This is a genomic window from Bradyrhizobium niftali (assembly GCF_004571025.1).
Lineage (GTDB): Bacteria > Pseudomonadota > Alphaproteobacteria > Rhizobiales > Xanthobacteraceae > Bradyrhizobium > Bradyrhizobium niftali.
Genome location: NZ_SPQT01000002.1, coordinates 716,596 through 737,246, shown reverse-complemented (window position 1 = coordinate 737,246; position 20,651 = coordinate 716,596). Strand labels below are relative to the sequence as shown.

General features: G+C 64.0%; 20 protein-coding genes. 11 read left to right on the top strand and 9 right to left on the bottom strand.

Annotated features, from left to right (window positions below):
- Nucleotides 1–464: 464 nt before the first annotated feature.
- On the bottom strand, nt 465–662 hold the full coding sequence (locus E4K65_RS08735) for a hypothetical protein (RefSeq protein ID WP_135173764.1): 198 nt from the start codon (nt 660–662) through the stop codon (nt 465–467).
- A 243-nt stretch (nt 663–905) separates the two neighbouring features.
- Here E4K65_RS08735 and E4K65_RS47080 point away from each other — a divergent pair, with 243 nt between their 5' ends.
- Complete coding sequence (locus tag E4K65_RS47080) at nt 906–1,076, top strand: hypothetical protein (protein ID WP_156936816.1); 171 nt, start codon at nt 906–908, stop codon at nt 1,074–1,076.
- A 1,393-nt stretch (nt 1,077–2,469) separates the two neighbouring features.
- On the opposite strand, the gene E4K65_RS08730 is transcribed toward E4K65_RS47080, so the two are convergent.
- Together E4K65_RS08730 and E4K65_RS08720 are read right to left on the bottom strand one after the other, a co-directional pair.
- Nucleotides 2,470–2,682 carry a hypothetical protein gene (locus tag E4K65_RS08730; RefSeq protein ID WP_135173763.1) on the bottom strand — a complete coding sequence of 71 codons (213 nt, stop codon included), beginning with the start codon at nt 2,680–2,682 and terminating at the stop codon, nt 2,470–2,472.
- A 286-nt stretch (nt 2,683–2,968) separates the two neighbouring features.
- The gene (locus E4K65_RS08720) at nt 2,969–3,577 is read right to left on the bottom strand and encodes a sll1863 family stress response protein (protein WP_135173800.1); all 609 of its coding nucleotides are present in this window, start codon (nt 3,575–3,577) and stop codon (nt 2,969–2,971) included.
- Between the two features lie 659 nt (nt 3,578–4,236).
- Here E4K65_RS08720 and E4K65_RS08715 point away from each other — a divergent pair.
- On the top strand, nt 4,237–4,428 hold the full coding sequence (locus E4K65_RS08715) for a hypothetical protein (protein WP_092181835.1): 192 nt from the start codon (nt 4,237–4,239) through the stop codon (nt 4,426–4,428).
- A 359-nt stretch (nt 4,429–4,787) separates the two neighbouring features.
- Nucleotides 4,788–5,105: a DUF1476 domain-containing protein gene (locus E4K65_RS08710; RefSeq protein WP_167770636.1), complete on the top strand. Its 318-nt coding sequence runs from the start codon at nt 4,788–4,790 to the stop codon at nt 5,103–5,105.
- 54 nt (nt 5,106–5,159) lie between these two features.
- Here E4K65_RS08710 and E4K65_RS08705 read toward each other — a convergent pair whose 3' ends face one another.
- Entirely contained in the window at nt 5,160–5,738 is a 579-nt protein-coding gene (locus E4K65_RS08705; RefSeq protein ID WP_135173761.1) for a TIGR00645 family protein, read from the bottom strand.
- Between the two features lie 215 nt (nt 5,739–5,953).
- Here E4K65_RS08705 and E4K65_RS08700 point away from each other — a divergent pair, with 215 nt between their 5' ends.
- Nucleotides 5,954–6,184, top strand: coding sequence for a hypothetical protein (locus tag E4K65_RS08700; protein WP_135173799.1), 231 nt, complete (start codon nt 5,954–5,956; stop codon nt 6,182–6,184).
- Between the two features lie 33 nt (nt 6,185–6,217).
- On the opposite strand, the gene E4K65_RS49470 is transcribed toward E4K65_RS08700, so the two are convergent.
- Nucleotides 6,218–6,346 (bottom strand): hypothetical protein, encoded by a 129-nt coding sequence (locus E4K65_RS49470; RefSeq protein WP_256374848.1) that lies wholly within the window; start codon nt 6,344–6,346, stop codon nt 6,218–6,220.
- 803 nt (nt 6,347–7,149) lie between these two features.
- On the opposite strand from E4K65_RS49470, the gene E4K65_RS08690 reads away from it, so the two are divergent.
- The gene (locus E4K65_RS08690; protein WP_135173760.1) at nt 7,150–8,076 is read left to right on the top strand and encodes a septal ring lytic transglycosylase RlpA family protein; all 927 of its coding nucleotides are present in this window, start codon (nt 7,150–7,152) and stop codon (nt 8,074–8,076) included.
- Here the strand turns inward: E4K65_RS08690 and E4K65_RS08685 are convergent.
- The gene (locus tag E4K65_RS08685) at nt 8,073–9,026 is read right to left on the bottom strand and encodes an alpha/beta fold hydrolase (protein WP_135173759.1); all 954 of its coding nucleotides are present in this window, start codon (nt 9,024–9,026) and stop codon (nt 8,073–8,075) included. The genes E4K65_RS08690 and E4K65_RS08685 overlap by 4 nt on opposite strands.
- 152 nt (nt 9,027–9,178) lie before the next feature.
- On the opposite strand from E4K65_RS08685, the gene E4K65_RS08680 reads away from it, so the two are divergent.
- From E4K65_RS08680 to E4K65_RS08655, 6 genes are all read left to right on the top strand, one after another.
- Nucleotides 9,179–10,441: a D-alanyl-D-alanine carboxypeptidase family protein gene (locus tag E4K65_RS08680; protein WP_167770634.1), complete on the top strand. Its 1,263-nt coding sequence runs from the start codon at nt 9,179–9,181 to the stop codon at nt 10,439–10,441.
- A 2-nt stretch (nt 10,442–10,443) separates the two neighbouring features.
- Nucleotides 10,444–11,130 carry a dTMP kinase gene (gene tmk / locus E4K65_RS08675; protein WP_135173757.1) on the top strand — a complete coding sequence of 229 codons (687 nt, stop codon included), beginning with the start codon at nt 10,444–10,446 and terminating at the stop codon, nt 11,128–11,130.
- A complete protein-coding gene (locus E4K65_RS08670) occupies nt 11,127–12,173 on the top strand; it encodes a DNA polymerase III subunit delta' (protein WP_135173756.1) in 1,047 nt (348 codons plus the stop codon). The genes tmk and E4K65_RS08670 overlap by 4 nt, the downstream gene beginning before the upstream one ends.
- 110 nt (nt 12,174–12,283) lie before the next feature.
- A complete protein-coding gene (gene metG / locus E4K65_RS08665) occupies nt 12,284–14,284 on the top strand; it encodes a methionine--tRNA ligase (protein ID WP_135173755.1) in 2,001 nt (666 codons plus the stop codon).
- A 12-nt stretch (nt 14,285–14,296) separates the two neighbouring features.
- On the top strand, nt 14,297–15,073 hold the full coding sequence (locus E4K65_RS08660) for a TatD family hydrolase (RefSeq protein WP_135173754.1): 777 nt from the start codon (nt 14,297–14,299) through the stop codon (nt 15,071–15,073).
- A 13-nt stretch (nt 15,074–15,086) separates the two neighbouring features.
- The gene (locus E4K65_RS08655; RefSeq protein WP_135173753.1) at nt 15,087–15,884 is read left to right on the top strand and encodes an MBL fold metallo-hydrolase; all 798 of its coding nucleotides are present in this window, start codon (nt 15,087–15,089) and stop codon (nt 15,882–15,884) included.
- Between the two features lie 77 nt (nt 15,885–15,961).
- On the opposite strand, the gene E4K65_RS08650 is transcribed toward E4K65_RS08655, so the two are convergent.
- Genes E4K65_RS08650 through E4K65_RS08640 form a run of 3 tightly spaced genes read right to left on the bottom strand, consistent with a single transcriptional unit; the run spans nt 15,962 to nt 20,557 of the window.
- Nucleotides 15,962–17,611, bottom strand: a complete 1,650-nt coding sequence (locus E4K65_RS08650) for an acyl-CoA synthetase (protein ID WP_167770633.1) — start codon at nt 17,609–17,611, stop codon at nt 15,962–15,964.
- A 21-nt stretch (nt 17,612–17,632) separates the two neighbouring features.
- Nucleotides 17,633–19,522 (bottom strand): TRAP transporter large permease, encoded by a 1,890-nt coding sequence (locus E4K65_RS08645; protein ID WP_135173751.1) that lies wholly within the window; start codon nt 19,520–19,522, stop codon nt 17,633–17,635.
- A 15-nt stretch (nt 19,523–19,537) separates the two neighbouring features.
- Complete coding sequence (locus tag E4K65_RS08640) at nt 19,538–20,557, bottom strand: TRAP transporter substrate-binding protein (RefSeq protein ID WP_135173750.1); 1,020 nt, start codon at nt 20,555–20,557, stop codon at nt 19,538–19,540.
- Between the last annotated feature and the right edge of the window lie 94 nt (nt 20,558–20,651).

Here is a 20,651-nt window from a genome sequence, read left to right as displayed (position 1 = left end):
CAGACAGGACACCTACCGCAACGCAGCATTGGCGGCATGACCCGCTAAGGAGCGTGCCGCCAGCTTGCGAGAGTGAAAACACGTGATGGCAGAGTCGGTCACCCGACGCATCGAGAGAAACCTGACCGCCTCAGTGGCGTTCGAACCCGGCCAACTGATAAGGCCTCGATCCGCGGAATCCATCAAGGCCAGCGGTTAGGTACGACCGCGCACAAAGGCCGGACACATGACTGCAAGCGACCACTGCTCATCACGAAAATAATTCTTGCAAGACGGGGGCCATCCACACATGAGGCGGTCTTCCCCAGGCAGCGGGGGTCAGCCGGGGGCCGGCCAGGAACCAGAGACGGCGGTCATCAATTGTTGTTCCAAGCACCTGTCTGCGACGCAGCATAGATCTCGAATTACGAAATACTCCTGAAACAATGAGGCGCCACAATCACCGGTATTTTTGAAGGGCTTTGCTACCACTCTGTTTCATTGCGATCGGTCTCTTTGAGGCAACGATGGATTTGAAAATGGATAGGATTGCAGTCGGCGCGCGTTTCAAGCTCAGCGAAATCGGAAGAATTCGTTGCCCTGACCTTGCTGACAAGGTTGGCGTCGTTGTCGCCATAGGCCATCGTACGACCGGCATCACCGTTCTGTTCGATGGTGCCCAACGACCAACCGTTTTGCATAGGGATTACATCAAGACCAACCTCTGATTAACGGATCGCTCCGTTCCGGCCCTCGGGCCACCCTAATGAGGTACCCCAAAAGGATCGTCGGGATAGCCGGCGCGTCTTGATTTGCTCCGTGTCCAGTCGCAAACTCCTCGCGCAGCTTGGCACCCAGTTCTTCCATTTTCCCTGCTTCAGTAGGTCTGTAATTCCACCAGGTCACCTCGGACGGGGGCGCGACTCATGGAAATATTTCGTGCTGAGAAGATCTGCGTTGTCGAGGACAACTCAATCAGAACCTGCCGCATCTGCGGCAAGAAAATGAAGCTTGTACGAGCGGTGGTGGACTCTGAAAGCGGAGGCATCACGCGCATGTTCGAATGCCCCTGCGGCAAGCGCGTCTGGGACGACTGATGCGTACCTCCGCGACCGGCAGCGGCGCAGCGGCCGCTTCGGCGGTGGCCACCTGAACACTTTGCCGGGGAGGCGCAGGCGCAGCTCGGGGACTGCCGCCTGGACAAGGTCGCTCACATGAACGAGCATATTCAGCAAGTGGCCAAAGAAGGAATGCAGAGACTCAATGATGCATTTGAATGCGCCGCCGACCTTGTAGCGATTTGATCTGTTCAGCAGGGGGCGAGGGCAACACCGTGAGGCGTCAAGCATTCTGGACAAGCGTTTTGGCGCCGATCGTGCTTGGCCCTGCTGTGCCACCGGCTGCTGCATACACGGCGAACACCTGTCCCTCCGCCGTCGTGGATCGCGTAGCAGCCGAGATGCGCAAAAATGGGAGGACGCCGCGGCCAGACGACATTCAATGCTTCACGAGATCCCTGAAGAGTTATGGTCGCTCAATGATCATGATATCCGTTGGAGGCGAGCTGGTAGGTTCCTGCGAAGCCTCTGACGACCCTCATGGGGGACGAAGGAATTTGCGCTGCTCCAGATCTCGCTGACGTGTTTCCCGTTTGGCATGACAGGGCCGCCCATCGGGCGGCCTCTGTCTCAACCGTGACAGCGCCTCGCGCGCATTAGCGCCTAAGGCGGCGGGCAGGGTCCTCTCCGCTGCCGGGCTGAATGGCCGAGCCGCCGGCTCCTGCGCCTGCGCCTGCGGCCTGAGCGTCAGCATCACTTACCGACGCGCCAGCGAGCAACACACACGAGAGAATTGTTCAGATGATCCGCGCAGCTGCCGGCCGTGACACGTGAGCGGCTACGACGTTCGAAGAGCAATGCGAAGATGAGGCAATTGCTCCTGGAAGCAGCACCCGCTGGCGAGCCTCGGTGACTAAAATCCGAAAAGGTATATCCTTCCAGAGGGGCGGAGCTTGATTCGCCATGCTGGAAGCCATTCTCCTATTGCTGGGAATTGGGGCCGCAGCTCTCCTGCTGATCGCCTTTTGGGGGTTGCATCGCCAAGTATAGGCACAAGAAAACAGCTCAGTGGGATCGGGTGAGCTGGTGCTAGCGAGTGCCCTTGGAGAAGGGCATCGGAAAAGCTTGGCAATACAGCCAACGTTCCTATTCGCCAGAAGGGTTTGGGGGCGCAGCGGCACTCACTCCCGGCGCTCTGATCCGCAATTGAACCGGCAGCCGGGAGGCTTGGGGGCTGCGAGCCGTGCCATGTTCGCGTTCGGACAGCAATGCTGTGGAACATCGCGCTCCGGTAGTTGTACGGAATCCATTTTCGGAACGGGGTGTTCTATAGAAAGAACACCGGCGTAATTTGAGTACCGATTTTTACTTTGTCCGGGATGGCCGCAGTGGGGGCTGGAACCACCCTGCGGCTTTTCCCGTTTGGGCTTGGTCAGCCGTCGCGGCACGGAACGCCGAAATTGTCGCAGGTGAGTGCGAAGGTTTCTTTCGCCTTTGCATCTTCGAAGCAGAAGCGCGTGCCGACATCGGCGTGATCGATCCACCAATCAATTTTATTGTCCCTTGCAATGCGGGAGGCTTCTCCTCGCAGCAGATCCAACTGTCTTCCGGCAACGTGGACGATCAGGCAATTTTCCTTGGTCATGAATGACGTTCCTTATAATTGAAGCAACGGCTCAATTGATTCCGACTAAAAATGATAATCGTGTGGCGTCTACCCAGAGAAAGACGGTCACTGATCCCTGTTCGGCTTGCGTCGACCCCAATACGGCTCCTTTCCCTTGGGATTGAGCTTCGGGACGTCGGTTCAGCGCCCGCATGACGCCGATACGGGCGAACATGGTCGGGCCGCCGCGCGACCACCAGAAGCAAGGCTTCCATCGCTGCGCGCCACTCGGGCGCGTCACGCTCTTTCTTCGGAAGCGAAACTTTCAGCTCTTTGGACCTGCGCCCTTCAGCGCGTCCCACGCGGCCTTGTTCGCTTGGTCGAACGCCTTCCGGGACTCGGCGAGTGCGGCGCTCAGGACCGACCAGGATTCGCTGCCAGCCTGTTTCAGCTTCTGCAGACGCGCTTCTGCTTCGGACGCATCGGATCTCATTTGCTTGAGCGCGGCATCGACATCAACGGTTCGGGCTGCGGCCACTTTGCCCGCGGCCTCGCGGAATTTGTCCGCAGCTTCGCGCCAGGCCTTGGACTGCGCAGCCGCAACGTCCTTGAACGTGGCCTGCTGCTGCTCGAGCTGTTTGCCAGCGCCCTCGAAGTAGGTCTTCACCTGGGCCTCGAACCCGGCCCATTGCCTTTCAAGCTCCGTCTTGGCGCCCGCCCAGGCGGTTTCGCCCGCCTCGGCCTGGGTCTTGAGCAGGGCCTGAAACTCGTCACGGCGCTTGGTCAGATCGGACAGGAGCTGATCAGTCTTGACCCTGGACTCAGCCTTGGCCTGGCCGACTTTGACCTCGAACGAGGCCAATGCAGCGTCCATTTCGTCGATCCGCTCCTTGGCCCAACTGAGGTAGAAATGCATGCTGCTCTGCTGTGACATGGCCGTCTCCATCTGCTTGCCGAAGTTAAGATCCCAGAGCCTGGGCTTGCACGTATTGACCTGTCTCAATGACGTCGTGTTCCGCAGCTGCCGCGAACTCTCGACGCGCCTCCTCATCCTGCGAAAGAGGAAAAGCGATTGACGTTTCGTGCCAGCGATTTGCCTGGTGGCCCATTCGCGCGACGGCGCGCCAAGCGTCCGGTATCGATCGCCGCGCGAATTCTTGCGGAGCTTTCAGCTTGGCCTCGGTGAACAGCAGTCTGTCCGCGAAAGGCATCTTCGCGCCGGGGCGGTTGCCGCTGCTCCGCTGGCGGCCGCGACGCGTCTAACGTCAACCGATCCGGCTGCCCCGATTCGGCGCCGACGCTCATGGCCAGCGGATTTTCCGAAGGTGGCAGAATGCCACTGTTTTGCCCGACGCATCAAAGGGCGTTTCGTGGATTCCAAAAACCGTTGCGCCAGCAGGACTTAGCTACTGTGCATGGGGTTGTTTTTCGAGATTTTGTTTTTGGGCGGCCTGTCCTGCTGGGAGGGCTGCGGGCGATGTTGAGGTCTTTTCCTGCCAGTAACGTCCTGACGATGCGGATATCTCGGTTTGACCTTGGCCGGCCCGCCCGGTTCGGGGTGGAACCGTTGCCCCGCTGCCGCGTTGTCTTGCCATGACCGAAGACCTTTCCTTCCGACGCAAACCCCTGACCCCCGAACAGCGCCAGGCACGCGATGCGGCACGCCGGATCGAGGCCGAGAAGGCCATGCGCGACCATGAGGAGGCGCAGAAGCAGTTCTACGCCAACAAGGAACGGCTGAGGGCCGAGCGGCTTGCACGCGAAGCGGCAACCGCAAAGGGCTGACCGAACGCGGTCGCCGCGCCAACATCTCCTTGATTGATCCTCCGACGGGGCCGGACGTGGTCCCGTTACGTCGCGCCTAAGGCGAGCTTGAGCGCCTGGACGGCGCCTACCATTGCGTGGCGGGGCGAATGGGCCTCAGGCAGACCCGTTCAATCCGTCGAAACTCCCGCAGCTCTCTGTCCATGCGCCAGCTCTCGATGTCTCCGGGCCATGCGGCGCCGGGCCCGCCACGAGCGGCAGGCTTGACGGCGTTTGCCTTCCGCCCGAAGATTCAAATGATCCTCAACTGACGTGAATGACGGAGACGTTCGCTCCCAGCCAGTCCGATCCTCATCAGCGAAAACGCAATGGAGCTGACTATGACCACGTTCGACAAGCGCGAGCAGGGCTTTGAGGCTAAATTCGTCCACGACGAGGAGCTCATGTTCAGGGCCACGGCCCGGTCGAACAAGCTGCTCGGACTCTGGGCCGCAAGCCAGCTCGGACTCAGCGGCGATGCCGCCAGGAGCTATTCCACAGCGCTGGCGACGGACCATCTGGAGAGCCGGACGATGGACGAGGTCGTGGACAAGGTGTCAGGCGATCTCGCCCCCAAGGGCGTGGCGCGCGAGCAGGTCGCCGCGAAGTTCCAGGAATGCCTGCATCAGGCCATTCAACAACTCGAAGCCAAAGAGTGAGCGCGCGGCGCGGTTTGGTGCCCACAACTCCATGCAAGGTGTGCGGGCGGTCCCTCACTCTGCATGTCTGCGCATTCCGGAGTCGCTGAGCTTGTCGACGTAGGCGATGCCGAGCGCCGAGACGATGAAGGTGACGTGGATCAGCACCTGCCACATCACGCCAGTCTCTGTGAAGCCAGCACGGCTCGAGCCGAGATTGCCGGCCTCGATGAAGGTGCGGAGCAGCGCGATCGAGGAGATGCCGATGATGGCCATGGCGAGCTTGATCTTCAGGACGCTCGCATTGACATGGCCGAGCCATTCCGGCTCGTCGGGATGGCCCTGGAGATCGAGCCGCGACACGAACGTCTCGTAGCCGCCGACGATGACCATCACCAGCAGGTTGGAGATCATCACGACGTCGATCAGCGCCAGCACGCTCATCATGATCTGCTGTTCGGTGAGATCGAGGGCGTGCCACGACAGATGCCACAGCTCCTTGAGGAACAGCGCGATGTAGACGCACTGCGCCACGATCAGTCCGAGATAGAGCGGCAGTTGCAGCCAGCGCGAGCCGAAGATGATCATCGGCAGCAGGCCGAGGCGCGGCGAGGGCGGGCGGGCTTCGGTCGTGGGGGCAGGCTCAACCGACATTCAGGCCGCATCCTCGCATCGAGATGAATCTCGCTTTCATGTAGCCCGACAAGATGGCCGGCGGAAGACGCGAGCTGCGCTTGCAGGCTTCCAGGGACCATGCCGTTTCGTGCTACCGTGCCGGGCGGCCGTCGCACGACGGCCTGGATCGCGGGAGGCAGGACGTGCAGAGTGGCTTTGGCAACGGGCCCGGGAGGATCGTGCTTGTTGCGGCGATGATGCTTGGCGCCGGCGAGGTGTCGGCCACGCCACTGACGCCGTTTCGCTACGAGGCGCAAGCGCAGCGCCATTGTCCGCGCGATCAGGTGGTCTGGCTGGATTTCAGGAAGGGCGTCTACTACGCGAGGGGCCAGAGGCGGTACGGCCAGGGTTTTGACGGCAGCTACGTCTGCCTCGGCGAGGCCCGCGACAGCTTCTATCGTCGCTCGCTGCTTGGCCTGCGCTGAGCGGCACGTGACGGGAAGCGAAAACGATCCGGTCTATTTCCGGTCGGGCAGCTTCACCGGGACGTGCGGTGAGGTGCTGATGACCCGGGGACTTCCGTCCGGATAGGTCCGGTCGCCGCGGATCAGCGATTCCAGGACCAGGAAGAATTTCTCGGCAAGCATGTGCGTCACCTTCGTTGGTGATGGCCTCTTGAAATGAGTCGAGGCGCCGAACGCGGAAATTCAATCAACTAAACGGGAGCAGGGCGATTCCGGACAAACACCAGTGTTGCGGCGGAGTACGGTCGTGGTTGGAAAGCGAGGAAAGGGTGTCGCGATCAGCCGAAGGCCAGCGCGACAAGGCTCGAGCACAACAGCACCAGACCGCCTGCGGTCAATGCCAGGAAGCCATCGGATACCAGGTCATGATTGCGCATGGGACACCTGCCGCTCTCGTCTGCGATGCTCGGTCGGATCGATTAAAATTGTCCGAACGTGCCGTCTTGAAAGAGGTGATGCTTGCCGTCCGCGCGAGTGCCCTCAGGCCCTCGTACGGTAACCTTCAAACGCATGGGCCAGGAAGATCCCCGCGCTTACCAGACCCATCAGTGCCGAAACCGTCTCGATCATCGTTAAATTCCAAATCCCGCCCTTGCATCCGAGAGAACGCGTGCGGCCTTGCACAGTCAAAAGAATTCCAGTGAGCGGCGCGACAATGGGGGTGGAGTGAGGATTTGGCGCAACAGAATGTCCGGGAGTGGCACAGAGCAGGTGCCTGCGCTCCGTAGAACAACTGGGGAAAGCGAACGCGCCGTTTACCATCTCCGCGCGATCGCCGCAGGCTCCCCATTTCCGCCGTGTTCGGGTTGCGATATCGTCACGACGTCCGAAGCGGTGGTGGGCCGCCTCGGTGCAAAGGACCGGACAGCGCTCCCCAACGCCAAAGCGGGTTGGGCAGGCCTCCGGCAGGATGGTATTTGGGGCGAATGGGGATCCGACGGTCAGATTCGGTTTTGCGGGCCGCGCGTGGAGTTGCGGCGGCCGCGACCTGCCTCGCGCTCGCCAATTGCGCGTCCTCCAACAAGTTCGCCAGCCGCGTCGATCCGAAATACGGCGTGTCCTCAAGCCCCCGGGTCGTGGCTTTGGGTGACCCGGTCCCCAAGGGCGGCGGCACCTACCGGGTCGGCAAGCCCTATGTCGTCGCCGGCCGGACCTACGTGCCGGAGGAGGACGTCAACTACCGCGCCGAGGGCATGGCGTCCTGGTACGGCGATGACTTCCACGGCCGCCTGACCGCCAATGGCGAGGTATTCGACATGACCTCGCTGACGGCGGCGCATCCGACCCTGCCGATGCCGTCCTATGCGCGGGTGACCAACGTCTCGAACGGCAAGTCGCTGATCGTCCGGGTCAATGACCGCGGTCCCTATCACGGCAACAGGCTCATCGACGTCTCGAACAAAGCCGCCGAACTCCTTGAATTCAAAGGCAATGGCGTCGCCAAGGTCCGCGTCGAGTATGTCGGCCGAGCGCCGCTTGAAGGCTCCGATGACCGGCAGCTGATGGCTACCTTACGCACCGGGATCCCGGCGCCGTCGCCCTCGATGGTCCGGGTCGCCTCGGCAAGGCCCTTCGTGCCGGAGCTGCCCTCGTCGAACCGTGGCACCATCCGCGGCGAGGTTCCGATGCCGGAGGGGCGCCCCTACAATCTCGGCACCACCTCGGCCGACATGGCCTCACTCAATGCGACCTCGGAAATGTCGGCCTCGAGCCGCAGCCGGGGCCGGGCGCTCCAGAACGCGCGCGCCGTGTCCTATGACGAGGACGGCCGCTACGCCACCGAGAGCGCCCCGTCGGCCTCGGACGGCGCCGCCGAGGCCCGCAGCATCCTGAGCGGCCGCGGCCTCTACTAAGCCGCGCTCTCCCGCAAGAACTTCACCAACGCGGCGTTGACCTCGTCGGGCCGTTCCTGCTGCACCCAGTGGCCCGCGCCCTCGATGATCAGCCTGCGCTTCAGATTGGGCAGCACGCGCTCGAGTTCGTTGACGCGCTTGGCGCCGATCAGGCCGGTGATGACGGCGTCCTTCGAGCCGGCAATGAAGAGGGACGGCTGGTGGATCTGCGCATCCTGCCAGGGCGCCGTCAGCTCCCAATTGCGGTCGAGGTTGCGATACCAGTTCAGCCCGCCGCGAAAGCCGGATTTGCGAAAGGTCTCGGTGAAGCAGGCGAGGTCGGCCTCGCTCAGCCAGTCCGGCAGCGGCTCATCGGCAGTCGCGTGGCCGAGAAATCCCTTGCCCTCCTGCACGAACATGGCGGCGGAGGGATCGGCAAGGCCGCGCCCGCCGAGCACGATGCGCATGGTGCGGGCAACGTCTTGCTCGAACTCGGCCTCGGCGACTCCCGGTGTCTGGAAATACTGCCAGTAGAAGTTGGTCACGCCGCCCTGACGCAGCAGGTCGAGCGGCTTGCCGCGGCCGCGGAATGGCGGCGGCACGCTCAGGCCCGCCACCGCCGTGAAGATGTCGGGGCGGAACAGCGCCGCGTGCCAGGCGACCGGCGCCCCCCAATCGTGGCCGACCACCATCGCCTTCTTCTCGCCAAGCGCCTGCACGAGGCCGACGATGTCACCGACCGTGTCGAAGATCGAATAGGCGCTCACGTCGGACGGCGCCGTGCTCTGGCCGTAGCCGCGCATGTCGGGCGCGACGACGTGAAACCCGGCGGCCGCCAGCGCCGGGATCTGGTGGCGCCAGGAATAGGACAATTCCGGCCAGCCATGACACAGCACCACCAGCGGTCCCTGGCCGGCCTCGCGGATGAACAGATCGATCCCGTTGGCCTTGATCACGCGGGTGGAAGACATCGCTTTTCCGCCTTGTTTCAGGGGTTTGGTCGAGAAATATGAGGTGCCACGATAGGGGTGTGACGAGAATCGTGCAATCTCGGGTTCCGGCACCAGCCTCATGTTGTTCGCGCCGGTTCCGACTGTTAGAACGCCGCTCTCAGGGCTTGGCCATGGCATTTCGTCTCATTTCGCTCCGTCGCAGCCGCTTCACCTCCGGCTTGCTGGTGCGCGCGCTTGTCGCCGGGATGCTGCTCGCGAGCCTCGGTTGGTGCGGCGTGCTCTACGCCGCCAACCAGAGCGTCCAGGGTGCCAAGAAGGCGGAAGATTCCGGCTTTGACGGCGATGCCCCCACCGCGATCCTGATCGAGGCCTCCAGCGGCAGCGTGCTGTTCGAGAAGAACGCCGACGAGCTGCGCGCCCCCTCCAGCATGATGAAGCTGATGACGGCAGAAGTCGTCTTCAACGCCATCAAGAAGGGAGACATGAAGCTGACCGACGAATACCGGATCAGCGAGAACGCCTGGCGCAAGGGCGGGGCGCCGTCGGGCGGCTCGACCATGTTCGCCGCCATCAACAGCAAGGTCTCGGTCGACGATCTCCTGCACGGCGCGATCATCCAGAGCGGCAACGACGCCTGCATCGCGCTGGCCGAAGGCATCGCCGGCAACGAGAAGATCTTTGCCGCCGACTTCATGACCAAGCGCGCCCGCGAGCTCGGCATGACCAAGTCGACCTTCGGCAACTCCAACGGTCTGCCCGAGCCCGGCAACAAGATGACGGTGCGCGAGCTCGGCATCCTCGCCCGCCACATCATCCTGGACTTTCCGGAGTTCTACAAACTGTTCGGCGAGAAGGAGTACACCTGGAACAAGATCCGACAGCCCAACCGCAATCCGCTGCTCAATTCGATGGAAGGCGCTGACGGCCTGAAGACCGGCTACACCAAGGAGGGCGGCTATGGCATGGTCGGCTCGGCGGTGCAGAACGGCACGCGGCTGATCGTCGTCGTCAACGGGCTCGAAGACCCCGAGGATCGCGCCACCGAAGCCAAGAAGATGCTGGAATGGGGTTTTCGCAATTTCGAGACCCGCACCCTGATCGCGGCCGACCAGCAGGTCGGCTACGCCAAGGTGTTCGGCGGCGAGAGCCGCTCGGTGAAGCTGGTCGCCAAGACGCCCGTGAAGGTGATGGTGCACAAGAGCGGCAGCGACAAGCTGATCGCGCGCGTCGTCTATAGCGGTCCGGTGCGGGCCCCGGTCGAAGCCGGCCAGAGGGTCGGTGTGGTCAAGGTCTGGCGCAGCGGCAACATCGCGGTGGAGACGCCGGTCTATGCCGCCGAGGCAGTCGGCACCGGCTCGACCATGCGCCGCGCCATCGACGGCGCCAGCGAGCTCGTGATCGGCATGTTCCGCGCAGGCGCCGAGAAGCTCTGACCATGAGTGAAAGCGCGACACAGCGGCCGTCCGGACGCGGACGCTTCATCACCTTTGAGGGCGGCGAGGGGACCGGCAAGTCCACCCAGATCAAGAAGCTCGCCGACCGCCTCAAGGCAGCAAGGATGCGCACCCTTGTGACGCGCGAGCCGGGCGGCTCGCCGGGTGCCGAGATCATGCGCCATCTGGTGCTGTCGGGCATGGGCAAGCTGCTCGGGCCGGAAGCCGAGACGCTGCTGTTCGCAGCCGCGCGCGATGACCATGTCCACACCGTGATCGAGCCCGCGCTCAAGCAGGGCATTTGGGTGCTGTGCGACCGCTTCGCCGACTCGACGCGCGCCTATCAGGGCAGCCTCGGCAGCGTTTCGCCGGCTCTGATCAACGCGATGCAGCGCGTCACGATCGGCGATCTCAAGCCGGACCTCACCCTCATCCTCGACCTGCCGGTCGAGATCGGCCTCCAGCGCGCCGCCGCCCGCCGCGGCAACGGCACGCCTGACAGGTTCGAGGGCGAGCAGCTCAGCTTCCACCAGGGCCTGCGCGAGGCCTATCGCAAGATCGCCGCGGACGATCCCGCGCGATGCGTGCTGATCGACGCCAATTCCGACCCCGACACAGTCGCGGGCCGCGTCTGGAACGCACTGCGCGATCGTCTCCTTCCGACGCCAGCCTCGGTGGTGTCGGCATGAGCCCGCGTCAGGCCGAGCGCGAGAGCGCCATTCCGCATCCGCGCGAGACGAGCCGTCTGTTTGGCCATCGCGAGGCCGAGACGGCGCTGCTGTCGGCCTATCGCAGCGGGCGCATTCCGCATGCCTGGCTGATCGGCGGGCCGCAGGGGATCGGCAAGGCGACGCTGGCCTATCGCATGGCGCGCTTCGTGCTGGCGCACGGCCAACCGCTGGCGGACGTCGTGCAGCGCGCCGAGAGCCTGGCAGTCGACCCTGATGACGCCGTGGCGCGCCAGGTCGCCGCAGAGTCCCATGGCGGGCTGCTGACACTGGAGCGCACGGCGAACGACCGCGGCGTGATGCGCACCGTGATCACCGTGGACGAGACGCGCGAGACGATTTCGTTCTTCGGCTCGACGGCCGCAGCTGAAGGCTGGCGCGTCTGCATCGTCGACACCGTGGACGAGCTCAATCCGAATGCGGCCAACGCGCTTCTGAAGATTTTGGAGGAACCGCCGCAGCAATCGCTGTTCCTGTTGGTGAGCCACGCGCCGGCGCGCGTGCTCGCCACAATTCAGTCACGCTGTCGCAAGCTGCGCCTGCGGCCGCTCGGAACGGGCGAGGTGATCAATGCAGCGGCCGAAGCGGCTGGCCTCGCTCCAACCGATCTGGCGTTGCGCGAAGCGGCGGAGGCCTCGGAGGGCAGCGTCGCGCGGGCGCTGACGCTGCTCGGCGGCGATGCGCTGAAGCTCCAGCAGCGCACGGCGGCGCTTTTGGCGCGACTTCCCCAGGTCGATCCGCGCGAATTGCACACGCTCGGCGATTCGCTCGGCACCAGCGACCGCGTCGCGCTTGCGGCCTTCATCGACGGTATCGACCGCTGGATCGCGGAACGCCTGCATGCGGATGAGGCGAATGCCAACCAGAACCTGCCGCGCCTTGCGCGCCTAGCTGAGGTATGGGAAAAGATCGTCCGCGCCGCGCGTGACACCGAAACCTACAATCTGGAGCGAAAGCCCTTGGTTTTCTCGGTGTTCGGCTGGCTGGCGGACGCAACGCGCTAGAGCATGATCCGGAAAAGTGTGTAGCGGTTTTCCGAGAGGATCATGCTCAAAACAATAACCTAACGCAGGTTCGTTTCCAAATTTTTGAGAAGCCGGTAAAGGAATTCGTCGTGGCAACGCGAGCTAAAAAATCCGTCAAGCGCAAGAGCGGCAAGAAAGCTGCGAAGAAGGCCACCAAAAAGGCCGTGAAGGCGCTCGCGCGCAAAGCTGCCAAGAAGGTCAAGAAGAGCAAGAAGGCTGCCGCCAAGAAGGGCGTGAAGAAGAGCGCTGCGAAGACGGCAAAGAAGGCCGGCAAGAAGACTGCGAAGAAGCAGGTCGTCGCGAAGAAGGCTTCAAGGAAAAAGGCCGCCAAGAAAACGGCCAAGGCACCACCGAACAAGGCACCTGCGAACAAGGCACCTGCGAACAAGGCACCTGCGAAGAAGGTGGCCGAGAAGGCGAGGGCAATTGCGCCGCCGGCGGCGCCGGCTGCTGTCGTCGCTCCGCCAAAGGCTGCCAAGCCGAAGGCGCCACGCGCGCCGAAGCCGGTTGCAGCTACGCAAGCCGCAGCGCCCGCCGCGGCTCCTGCGCGCGACAACGTCTTCTACATCACGACCGCGATCGCCTATCCCAACGGCAACCCGCATATCGGCCACGCCTATGAGGCGATCGCCACCGACACGCTGGCACGCTTTGCACGGCTCGACGGCAAGGATGTGTTCTTCCTGACCGGCACCGACGAACACGGCCTGAAGATGATTCAGACCGCGCAGAACGAGGGCCTGACCCCGTCCGCGCTCGCGGCCCGCAACGCCGCCCGCTTCAAGGCGATGGACGAGCGGCTCAACGTGTCGTTCGATCGTTTCATCCGCACCACCGAAGAGCAGCACCACCGCTCCACCCAGGAGATCTGGCGGCGCATGGAAGCGAACGGCGACATCTATGCCGACACCTATGCGGGCTGGTACTCGGTGCGCGACGAAGCCTACTACGCCGAGGACGAGACACGCCTGAACGACGACGGCGTGCGCCTCGGGCCGCAAGGCACGCCGGTCGAATGGGTCGAGGAGAAGAGCTACTTCTTCCGCCTGTCCGCCTATCAGGACAAGCTGCTCAACCTGTATACCGATCATCCCGATTTCATCGGCCCGGACTCGCGCCGCAACGAGGTGGTGAGCTTCGTCAAGGGTGGTCTGCGCGATCTCTCGATCTCGCGCACCACCTTCGACTGGGGCGTCAAGGTGCCCGGCGACGAAGAGCACGTGATGTATGTCTGGGTCGACGCGCTCACCAACTACATCACCGGGGTCGGCTTCCCCGACGAAAGCGACAAGAACTGGCGCTATTGGCCGGCCGATGTGCACATCATCGGCAAGGACATCATCCGCTTCCATGCGGTGTACTGGCCGGCGTTCCTGATGTCGGCCGGCATTCCCGTGCAGAAGCGGGTCTATGCCCACGGCTTCCTGTTCAACAGGGGCGAGAAGATGTCGAAGTCGGTCGGCAATGTCGTCGATCCCTTCAACCTTGCCGACCAGTATGGCGTCGACCAGATGCGCTATTTCTTCCTGCGCGAGGTGCCGTTCGGCCAGGACGGCAACTACAACCACGAGGCCATCGTCGCGCGCATCAATGCCGATCTCGCCAACGATCTCGGCAACCTTGCGCAGCGCTCGCTGTCGATGATTGGCAAGCAACTCGGCGGCGTGCTCCCGGAACCGGGTGAGTTCAGCGACAACGACAAGGCCATCCTGGCGATGGCCGACGGCATGATCGCAGCAAGCCGCGAGGCGATGGCGACCCAGCAGATCCATCACTGGCTCAACGCCGTATGGGCCGTGGTCGCGGAAGCCAACCGCTATTTCGCGGGCGAGGCGCCGTGGGCGCTCGCCAAGACCGATCCTGCCAGGCAGAAGACGGTGCTCTATGTCACCGCCGAGGTCGTGCGCCAGATCGCGATTCTGGCCCAGCCGGCGATGCCGACCGCCTCGGGATTGCTGCTCGACAGCCTCGGTGTCCCCGAAGGCGAGCGCAATTTTGCGACACTCGGCGGCGCCAAGCGCATCGCGCCCGGCTCGACGCTGCCCGCGCCGACGCCGGCCTTCCCGCGCTACATCGAGCCGGCGGCCTGAGGCGTTCGGACGATGCTGGTCGACAGTCATTGCCATCTGGACTTCCCCGACTTTGCGGAAGATCTCGACGGGATCGTGTCGCGTGCGCGTGCCGCCGGAATCGGGCGCATGGTCACGATCTCGACACGGGTGCGTAAGCTCACTCAGCTTCTGGCCATCGCCGAGCGCTTCGACGATGTCTACTGCTCGGTCGGCACCCATCCGCACAACGCGGATGAGGAAGACGGCATCGCGCCGGACGAGCTGATCGCGTTGACGCAGCATCCCAAGGTCGTGGCGCTCGGCGAGGCCGGGCTCGACTATTTCTACGACAACGGCTCGCCGGAAGCGCAGGCGAGGGGCTTTCGCGCCCACATCGCGGCTGCCCGCGCGACCGGCTTGCCGCTGGTGATCCACACCCGCGAGGCGGACGAGGATTGCGGCCGCATCCTGGAAGAGGAGGCGGCACGCGGATCGTTTCGCGCCGTGCTGCATTGCTACACCGGCGGGCGCGAGCTGGCGCTGAAGGCGGTGTCGCTCGGCCTGTACATCGGCTTCACGGGCATCCTGACCTTCAAGAAGTCGGAGGCCCTGCGCGCGCTCGCGGCCGAGTTGCCGCCTGACCGTATTCTGGTTGAAACAGACTCGCCCTACCTTGCGCCCGGCAAGTTCCGCGGCAAGCGCAACGAGCCGGCCTATGTGGTCGAGGTCGCAAAAGTGCTGGCTGAGGCGCGCGGCGTGTCGTTAGAAGAGATCTCGCGCCAGACTACCGAAAACTTCTTCCGCCTGTTCTCCAAGGTGCCAGCTTGAATCCGGGAGCCGCATGACGCTGACGCTGACGATCCTGGGCTGCGGCTCCTCCGCCGGCGTGCCGCGCCCGGCGCTCGGCTGGGGCGCCTGCGATCCGAGCAATCCGAAGAACCGCCGCCGCCGCTGCTCGCTGCTGGTCGAACGGACATCCGAGCACGGCACGACACGGATCGTGATCGACACATCGCCAGACCTGCGCGAGCAATTGCTCTCGACCAATGTGGATCACATCGACGCGGTGTTCCTGACCCACGAGCACGCCGACCAGACCCACGGCATGGACGATCTGCGCTCGGTCGTCATGCACATGCGGCGGCGTATCCCGACCTACTTCAACCTGTCGACCGCCAAGGACATCATGGCGCGGTTCTCCTATTGCTTCATCTCGCCGGAGGGCAGCGACTACCCACCGATCCTGACCCGGCATTCGATCGAAGCCGGCGAAAGCCGGACCATCCTGGGGAAGGGTGGTGCCGTGACGATAACGGCCTTCCTGGTGCAGCATGGCGCCATTCCCGCGCTCGGCTATCGCATCGGGGACGCCGCCTACACGCCCGACCTCAACGACATCCCGCGCGAGAGCTGGGGAGCGTTGGAAAATCTCGACCTCTGGATCGTCGACGGGCTGCGCTACACCAGCCATGTCAGCCATTTCAGCATCAACGACGCGCTGTCCTGGATCGAACGTTTCAGGCCGAAGCGCGCGGTCATCACCAACATGACGGCCGATGTCGATTACGAAGTCATCCGGCAGTCGCTGCCATCGGGCGTGGTGCCGGCTTACGACGGCCTGCGGCTGGAGACGCTCTGAGCCGGGCGAAGGCTCAACGCTGCCGAAACTTCTCGGTGCCGCCGGCGTCGATCCGTGTTTTGAAACGGGAAGTCGGCTCAGGCGGATATTGCCTTCGCTGATCCCAGTTGGTTGCGCAGCAGGAACTTCTGGATCTTGCCCGTGGACGTCTTCGGGATCGGCCCGAACACGATCGCCTTCGGCGTCTTGAAGCCCGACATGTGACTGCGGCAGAAGGCGATGATGTCGGCCTCGGTCGCACTGGCGCCGTCCTTCAGTTCGACGAAGGCGCAGGGCACCTCGCCCCATTTCGGATCGGGCTTGGCGACGACGGCGGCGAACAGCACGGCCGGGTGCTTGTAGAGGATGTCCTCGACCTCAACCGAGGAAATGTTCTCGCCGCCCGAGATGATGATGTCCTTGGAGCGGTCCTTGATGATGACATAGCCATGCTCGTCGAGCACGCCGAGATCGCCGGTGTGAAACCAGCCGCCCTCGAAGGCTTCCTTCGTCGCCTTCTCGTTCTTGAGGTAGCCCTTCATCACGATGTTGCCGCGGAACATGACCTCGCCGATCGTCTCGCCGTCGCGCGGCACCTCCTGCATGGTCTGCGGATTGATCACGGTGACGCCTTCCTCGAGCGGGTAGGGCACACCCTGCCGGCGCTTCATGCGTGCGCGTTCGGCCGGCGGAAGCTCGTCCCAGCCGGGCTGCTCGGCGCAGACGGAAGCGGGGCCGTAGACTTCGGTCAGGCCGTAGACATGCGTCAGCTTGATGCCGATGTTTTCTGCGCCTTCGAGCACCGCAACGGGTGGCGCCGCGCCGGCGATCAGGCCGACGACGCGGCGGGCGGCATTGCCCTTCGGGGCATCGGGCGCATTGATCAGCGTGTTGTAGACGATCGGCGCGCCGCACATGTGGGTGACGCCGTGCTGCTTGATCAGCTCGAAGATCTTGGTCGGCTCGACCTTGCGCAGGCAGACATTGATGCCGGCTGAGGCTGCGATGGTCCAGGGGAAGCACCAGCCGTTGCAATGGAACATCGGCAGCGTCCAGAGATAGACCGGATGCTGGCCGAGATTGCCGGCAAGGATGTTGCTGACGGCGTTGAGATAAGCGCCGCGATGATGCGTGACGACGCCCTTGGGATTGCCGGTCGTGCCCGAGGTGTAGCTCAGCGCGATCGCGTCCCATTCGTCCCTGGGCGGAATCGCGGTGAAATCAGGGGCGCCCTGCGCGACGGCGGCCTCATATTCGATCTCGCCGATACGCTTGCCGCCCTTGAAGGCGGCATCGTCGACGTCGATCACGAACGGCTTCGGTCCGCTCATCTGCGCCAGCGCATCGGTGATCACGCCCGAAAACTCGGGATCGACCAGGATGATCCTGGCCCCGCCATGATCGAGCTGGAACGCGATCGAAGGTGCATCGAGGCGGATGTTGAGCGCGTTGAGCACGGCGCCGGTCATCGGCACCGCGAAGTGCACCTCGTTCATCGCCGGGATGTTCGGCAGCATTGCCGCGACGGTGTCGCCGACGCCGATGCCCTTGCCTGCGAGGTAAGACGCAAACCGCCGGCAGCGCTCATAGGTTTGCGCCCAGGTGAAGCTGCGGCCTTCGTAGACCGTGCTGACGTGATCGGGATAGACCGCGGCGCTGCGCGCGAGGAAGCTCAGCGGGCTCAGCGGCACGTAGTTGGCGGGCGTCTTGTCGAGGCCGATATTGTACGGGTTCTGCCGCTCGCTCATCGACACCCTCCTCAAAGCGCTTCAAAGAAATCCGATCGAGATCCACGGGAAGATCGCGACGATGATCAATCCCACCAGCAGCGCCAGCAGATAGCCCCAGATCGGCCTGATGCCTTCGGCCGGGTCGACGCGTCCGATGGCGCAGGCGGCATAATAGCCGACGCCGAAGGGCGGGGCGAATAGCCCGATACCCATGGCCAGAATGATCACCATCGCATAGTGCACCTCGTGCACGCCGACGGCGCGGGCAATCGGAAACAGCAGCGGCCCGAACAGCACGATCGCCGGGATGCCCTCCAGCACGCTGCCGAGGATGGTGAAAGCCAGGATGGACACGGCGATGAAGGTCGCCGAGCCGCCCGGCAATCCCGTCATGGCCGCCGCCAGCGAGCGCGAGAAGCCGGATTGGGTCAGGCCCCAGGCCATACCGGTGGCGGTGCCGATGATCAGGAGGATGGCGCCCGACAGCGCCGCGGTCTCGACCAGCATCGGAAACAGCCGCCGCAAGTCGAAGCGGCGGTAGACCAGGAGGCCGACCAGGGCACCGTAGACGATGCCGATGGTGGAGACTTCGGTGGCAGTGGCGATGCCCTCGACCACGGCGTAGCGGATCACGAAGGGCAGCGCGAGCGCGGGCAGGGCGACGACGAAGGTCTTGCCGATCTCGCTGCCCGTGGCGCGGCGGACATGGCTCATGTCCTCATGGCGGTAGCGCCACCATACCAGCATGCAGAGCGTGACGGCGAGCACGACGCCGGGCAGCAGGCCGCCGGTGAACAGCGCCGCGATCGAGACGCCGGTGACCGAGCCGATCGTGATCAGCACGAGGCTCGGCGGAATGGTCTCGGTCTGGGCCCCCGTCGCCGCAAGAAGCGCAACGAGGTCGCCGGGGCGGGCGCCGCGCTGTTTCATCTCCGGGAACAGCACGGGCGCAACCGCAGCCATGTCCGCGGCCTTGGCGCCGGAAATGCCGGAGACCAGGTACATGGCGCCGACCAGCACGTAATGCAGGCCGCCGCGGACATGCCCCAGCAGGCTCGCCAGGAACGCCACCATGGCCCGCGCCATGCCCGTCATCTCGATCAGCAGCCCCAGGAACACGAACAGCGGCACCGAGAGCAGAATGAGATGGCTCATGCCCTCGTCCATCCGTCCGATCAGCACCATGACCGGCGTGCGCGTGGTCAGCGCCAGATAGCCGAAGATCGCAAGGCCAAAGCCGAACGCAATGGGAACGCCGGCAAAGACGCAGAAGCCGGCGACGCCGACGAAGAAGATGACGAGGTTGAGGTTGCCGAGCGGCCGCAGATAAGGCTGCGCCAGCCAGAACAGGCCGACGACGACGGCAACGGAGATCACGGCCATCAGCACCATGCGGTAATCGGCGGCGCGCAGCAGCCGCAGCAGTGCGAACGCCGCCATCAGGCAGATGCCGGCCGGCAGCGCGGCGGCGCGCCAGATGTTCGGGATCTGGAGCGCCGGCGTGGTGATGAAGCTTTCCTCGTAGGCGTATTCGGCGGATGGCCACACGATCAGCGTCAGGAACGCGAGCGCCGCGCAGGTCGCGACCAGATCCAGATAGGCCCGCATCGCGGGTCCGGCGCTCGCGACGACCGCGGTCATGCGCATGTGCTCGGAGCGGCGGAATGCGACCGCCGCGCCCAGCATGGCCAGCCACAGGAACAGGATCGAGGCGAGCTCATCCGACCAGATCAGCGGCCGGTGCAGGCCGTAGCGCGCGACCACGCCGGCAAACAGGATCACGATCTCGGCGACCACCAGGGTCGCAGCCGGGATCTCGACGGCGAAGCCGAGGACGCGTTCGAGCGAAGCCAGCAGTGAGGATCGGCGAGGGGACTGAACAGCCGCCTCGCCCGCCACTTCGGTCACCTCAACCTCGATATGAGCCATGACGGCCCCAACGCGTTACGAGAGCTTGCCGACGGCCTTCTCCAGGAGGTCCCAGGCCTGATCGCCATATTTGCCCTTCCACTCGGCATAGAAGCCGGCGGTCCGCAGCTTGTCGCGGAACGGCGCGACCGTGGGCTGATTGAAGATCAGGCCCTTGGCCGCGAGCTCCTGCTGGAGATTGGCATTGAGCTTGGCGGTATCCTCGCGCTCCTTGACCGCGGCGGCGTTGACGTTCTTGGCGACGATGGTGCGCACATCCTCCGGCAGCGCGCTCCAGGCGCGGCGATTGGCCAGGAACCAGAAACCGTCCCACATGTGGTTGGTCAGCGAGCAGTATTTCTGCACCTCGTAGAGCTTTGCGGTCGAGATGATCGCCAGCGGGTTCTCCTGGCCCTCGACGATCTTGGTCTGGAGCGCGGAATAGACCTCGCTGAAATTGATCGAGGCGGGCGCTGCATCGAACGCCTTGAACATCGAGGTCCACAGCGGCGACACCGGCACGCGGATCTTGAAGCCCTTGAGGTCGTCCGGACCGGTGATCGGCCTGGTCGAGGACGTGGTCTGGCGGAAGCCGTTGTCCCAGATCTTGTCCATGACCTCGAGGCCGGCCTTCTTGATCTCGCCGCGGACATGCGCGCCGAGATCGCCGTCCATGGCTTTCCAGACCGTGTCGTAGTCCGGGAACGCGAAGCCGATGCCGTTGATGGACGCGGCCGGCACCAGGGTCGACAGGATCAGGCCCGACAGCGTGAAGAACTCGACGCCGCCGGAGCGGATCTGGCTCAGCATGTCGGTGTCGGAGCCGAGCTGGTTGTTCGGGAAGATCTGGAGGTCGAACTTGCCGTTGGTCTCGCTCTTGATCGCCGCCGCCATCTCCTTGGCGCGCACGTTCAGCGGATGGGTGTCCGGCAGGTTATTGGCGTATTTGTAGCTGAACTCGGCGCTCTGGGCGCGGGCCACATGGGGCGCACCGAGGCCGCCCAGGACCGCGGTCGCGGCGGAGGCCTTGAGAAGCGTGCGTCGGGAAAAGCTCATGGGTCTGCTTCCTCGGAAGGTTTGTTGTTGTTCTGAGACGCAAACCTATACGGACGTCGAGTCAGAAGGTCATCTGCGATCTCGCGAAGCCTCG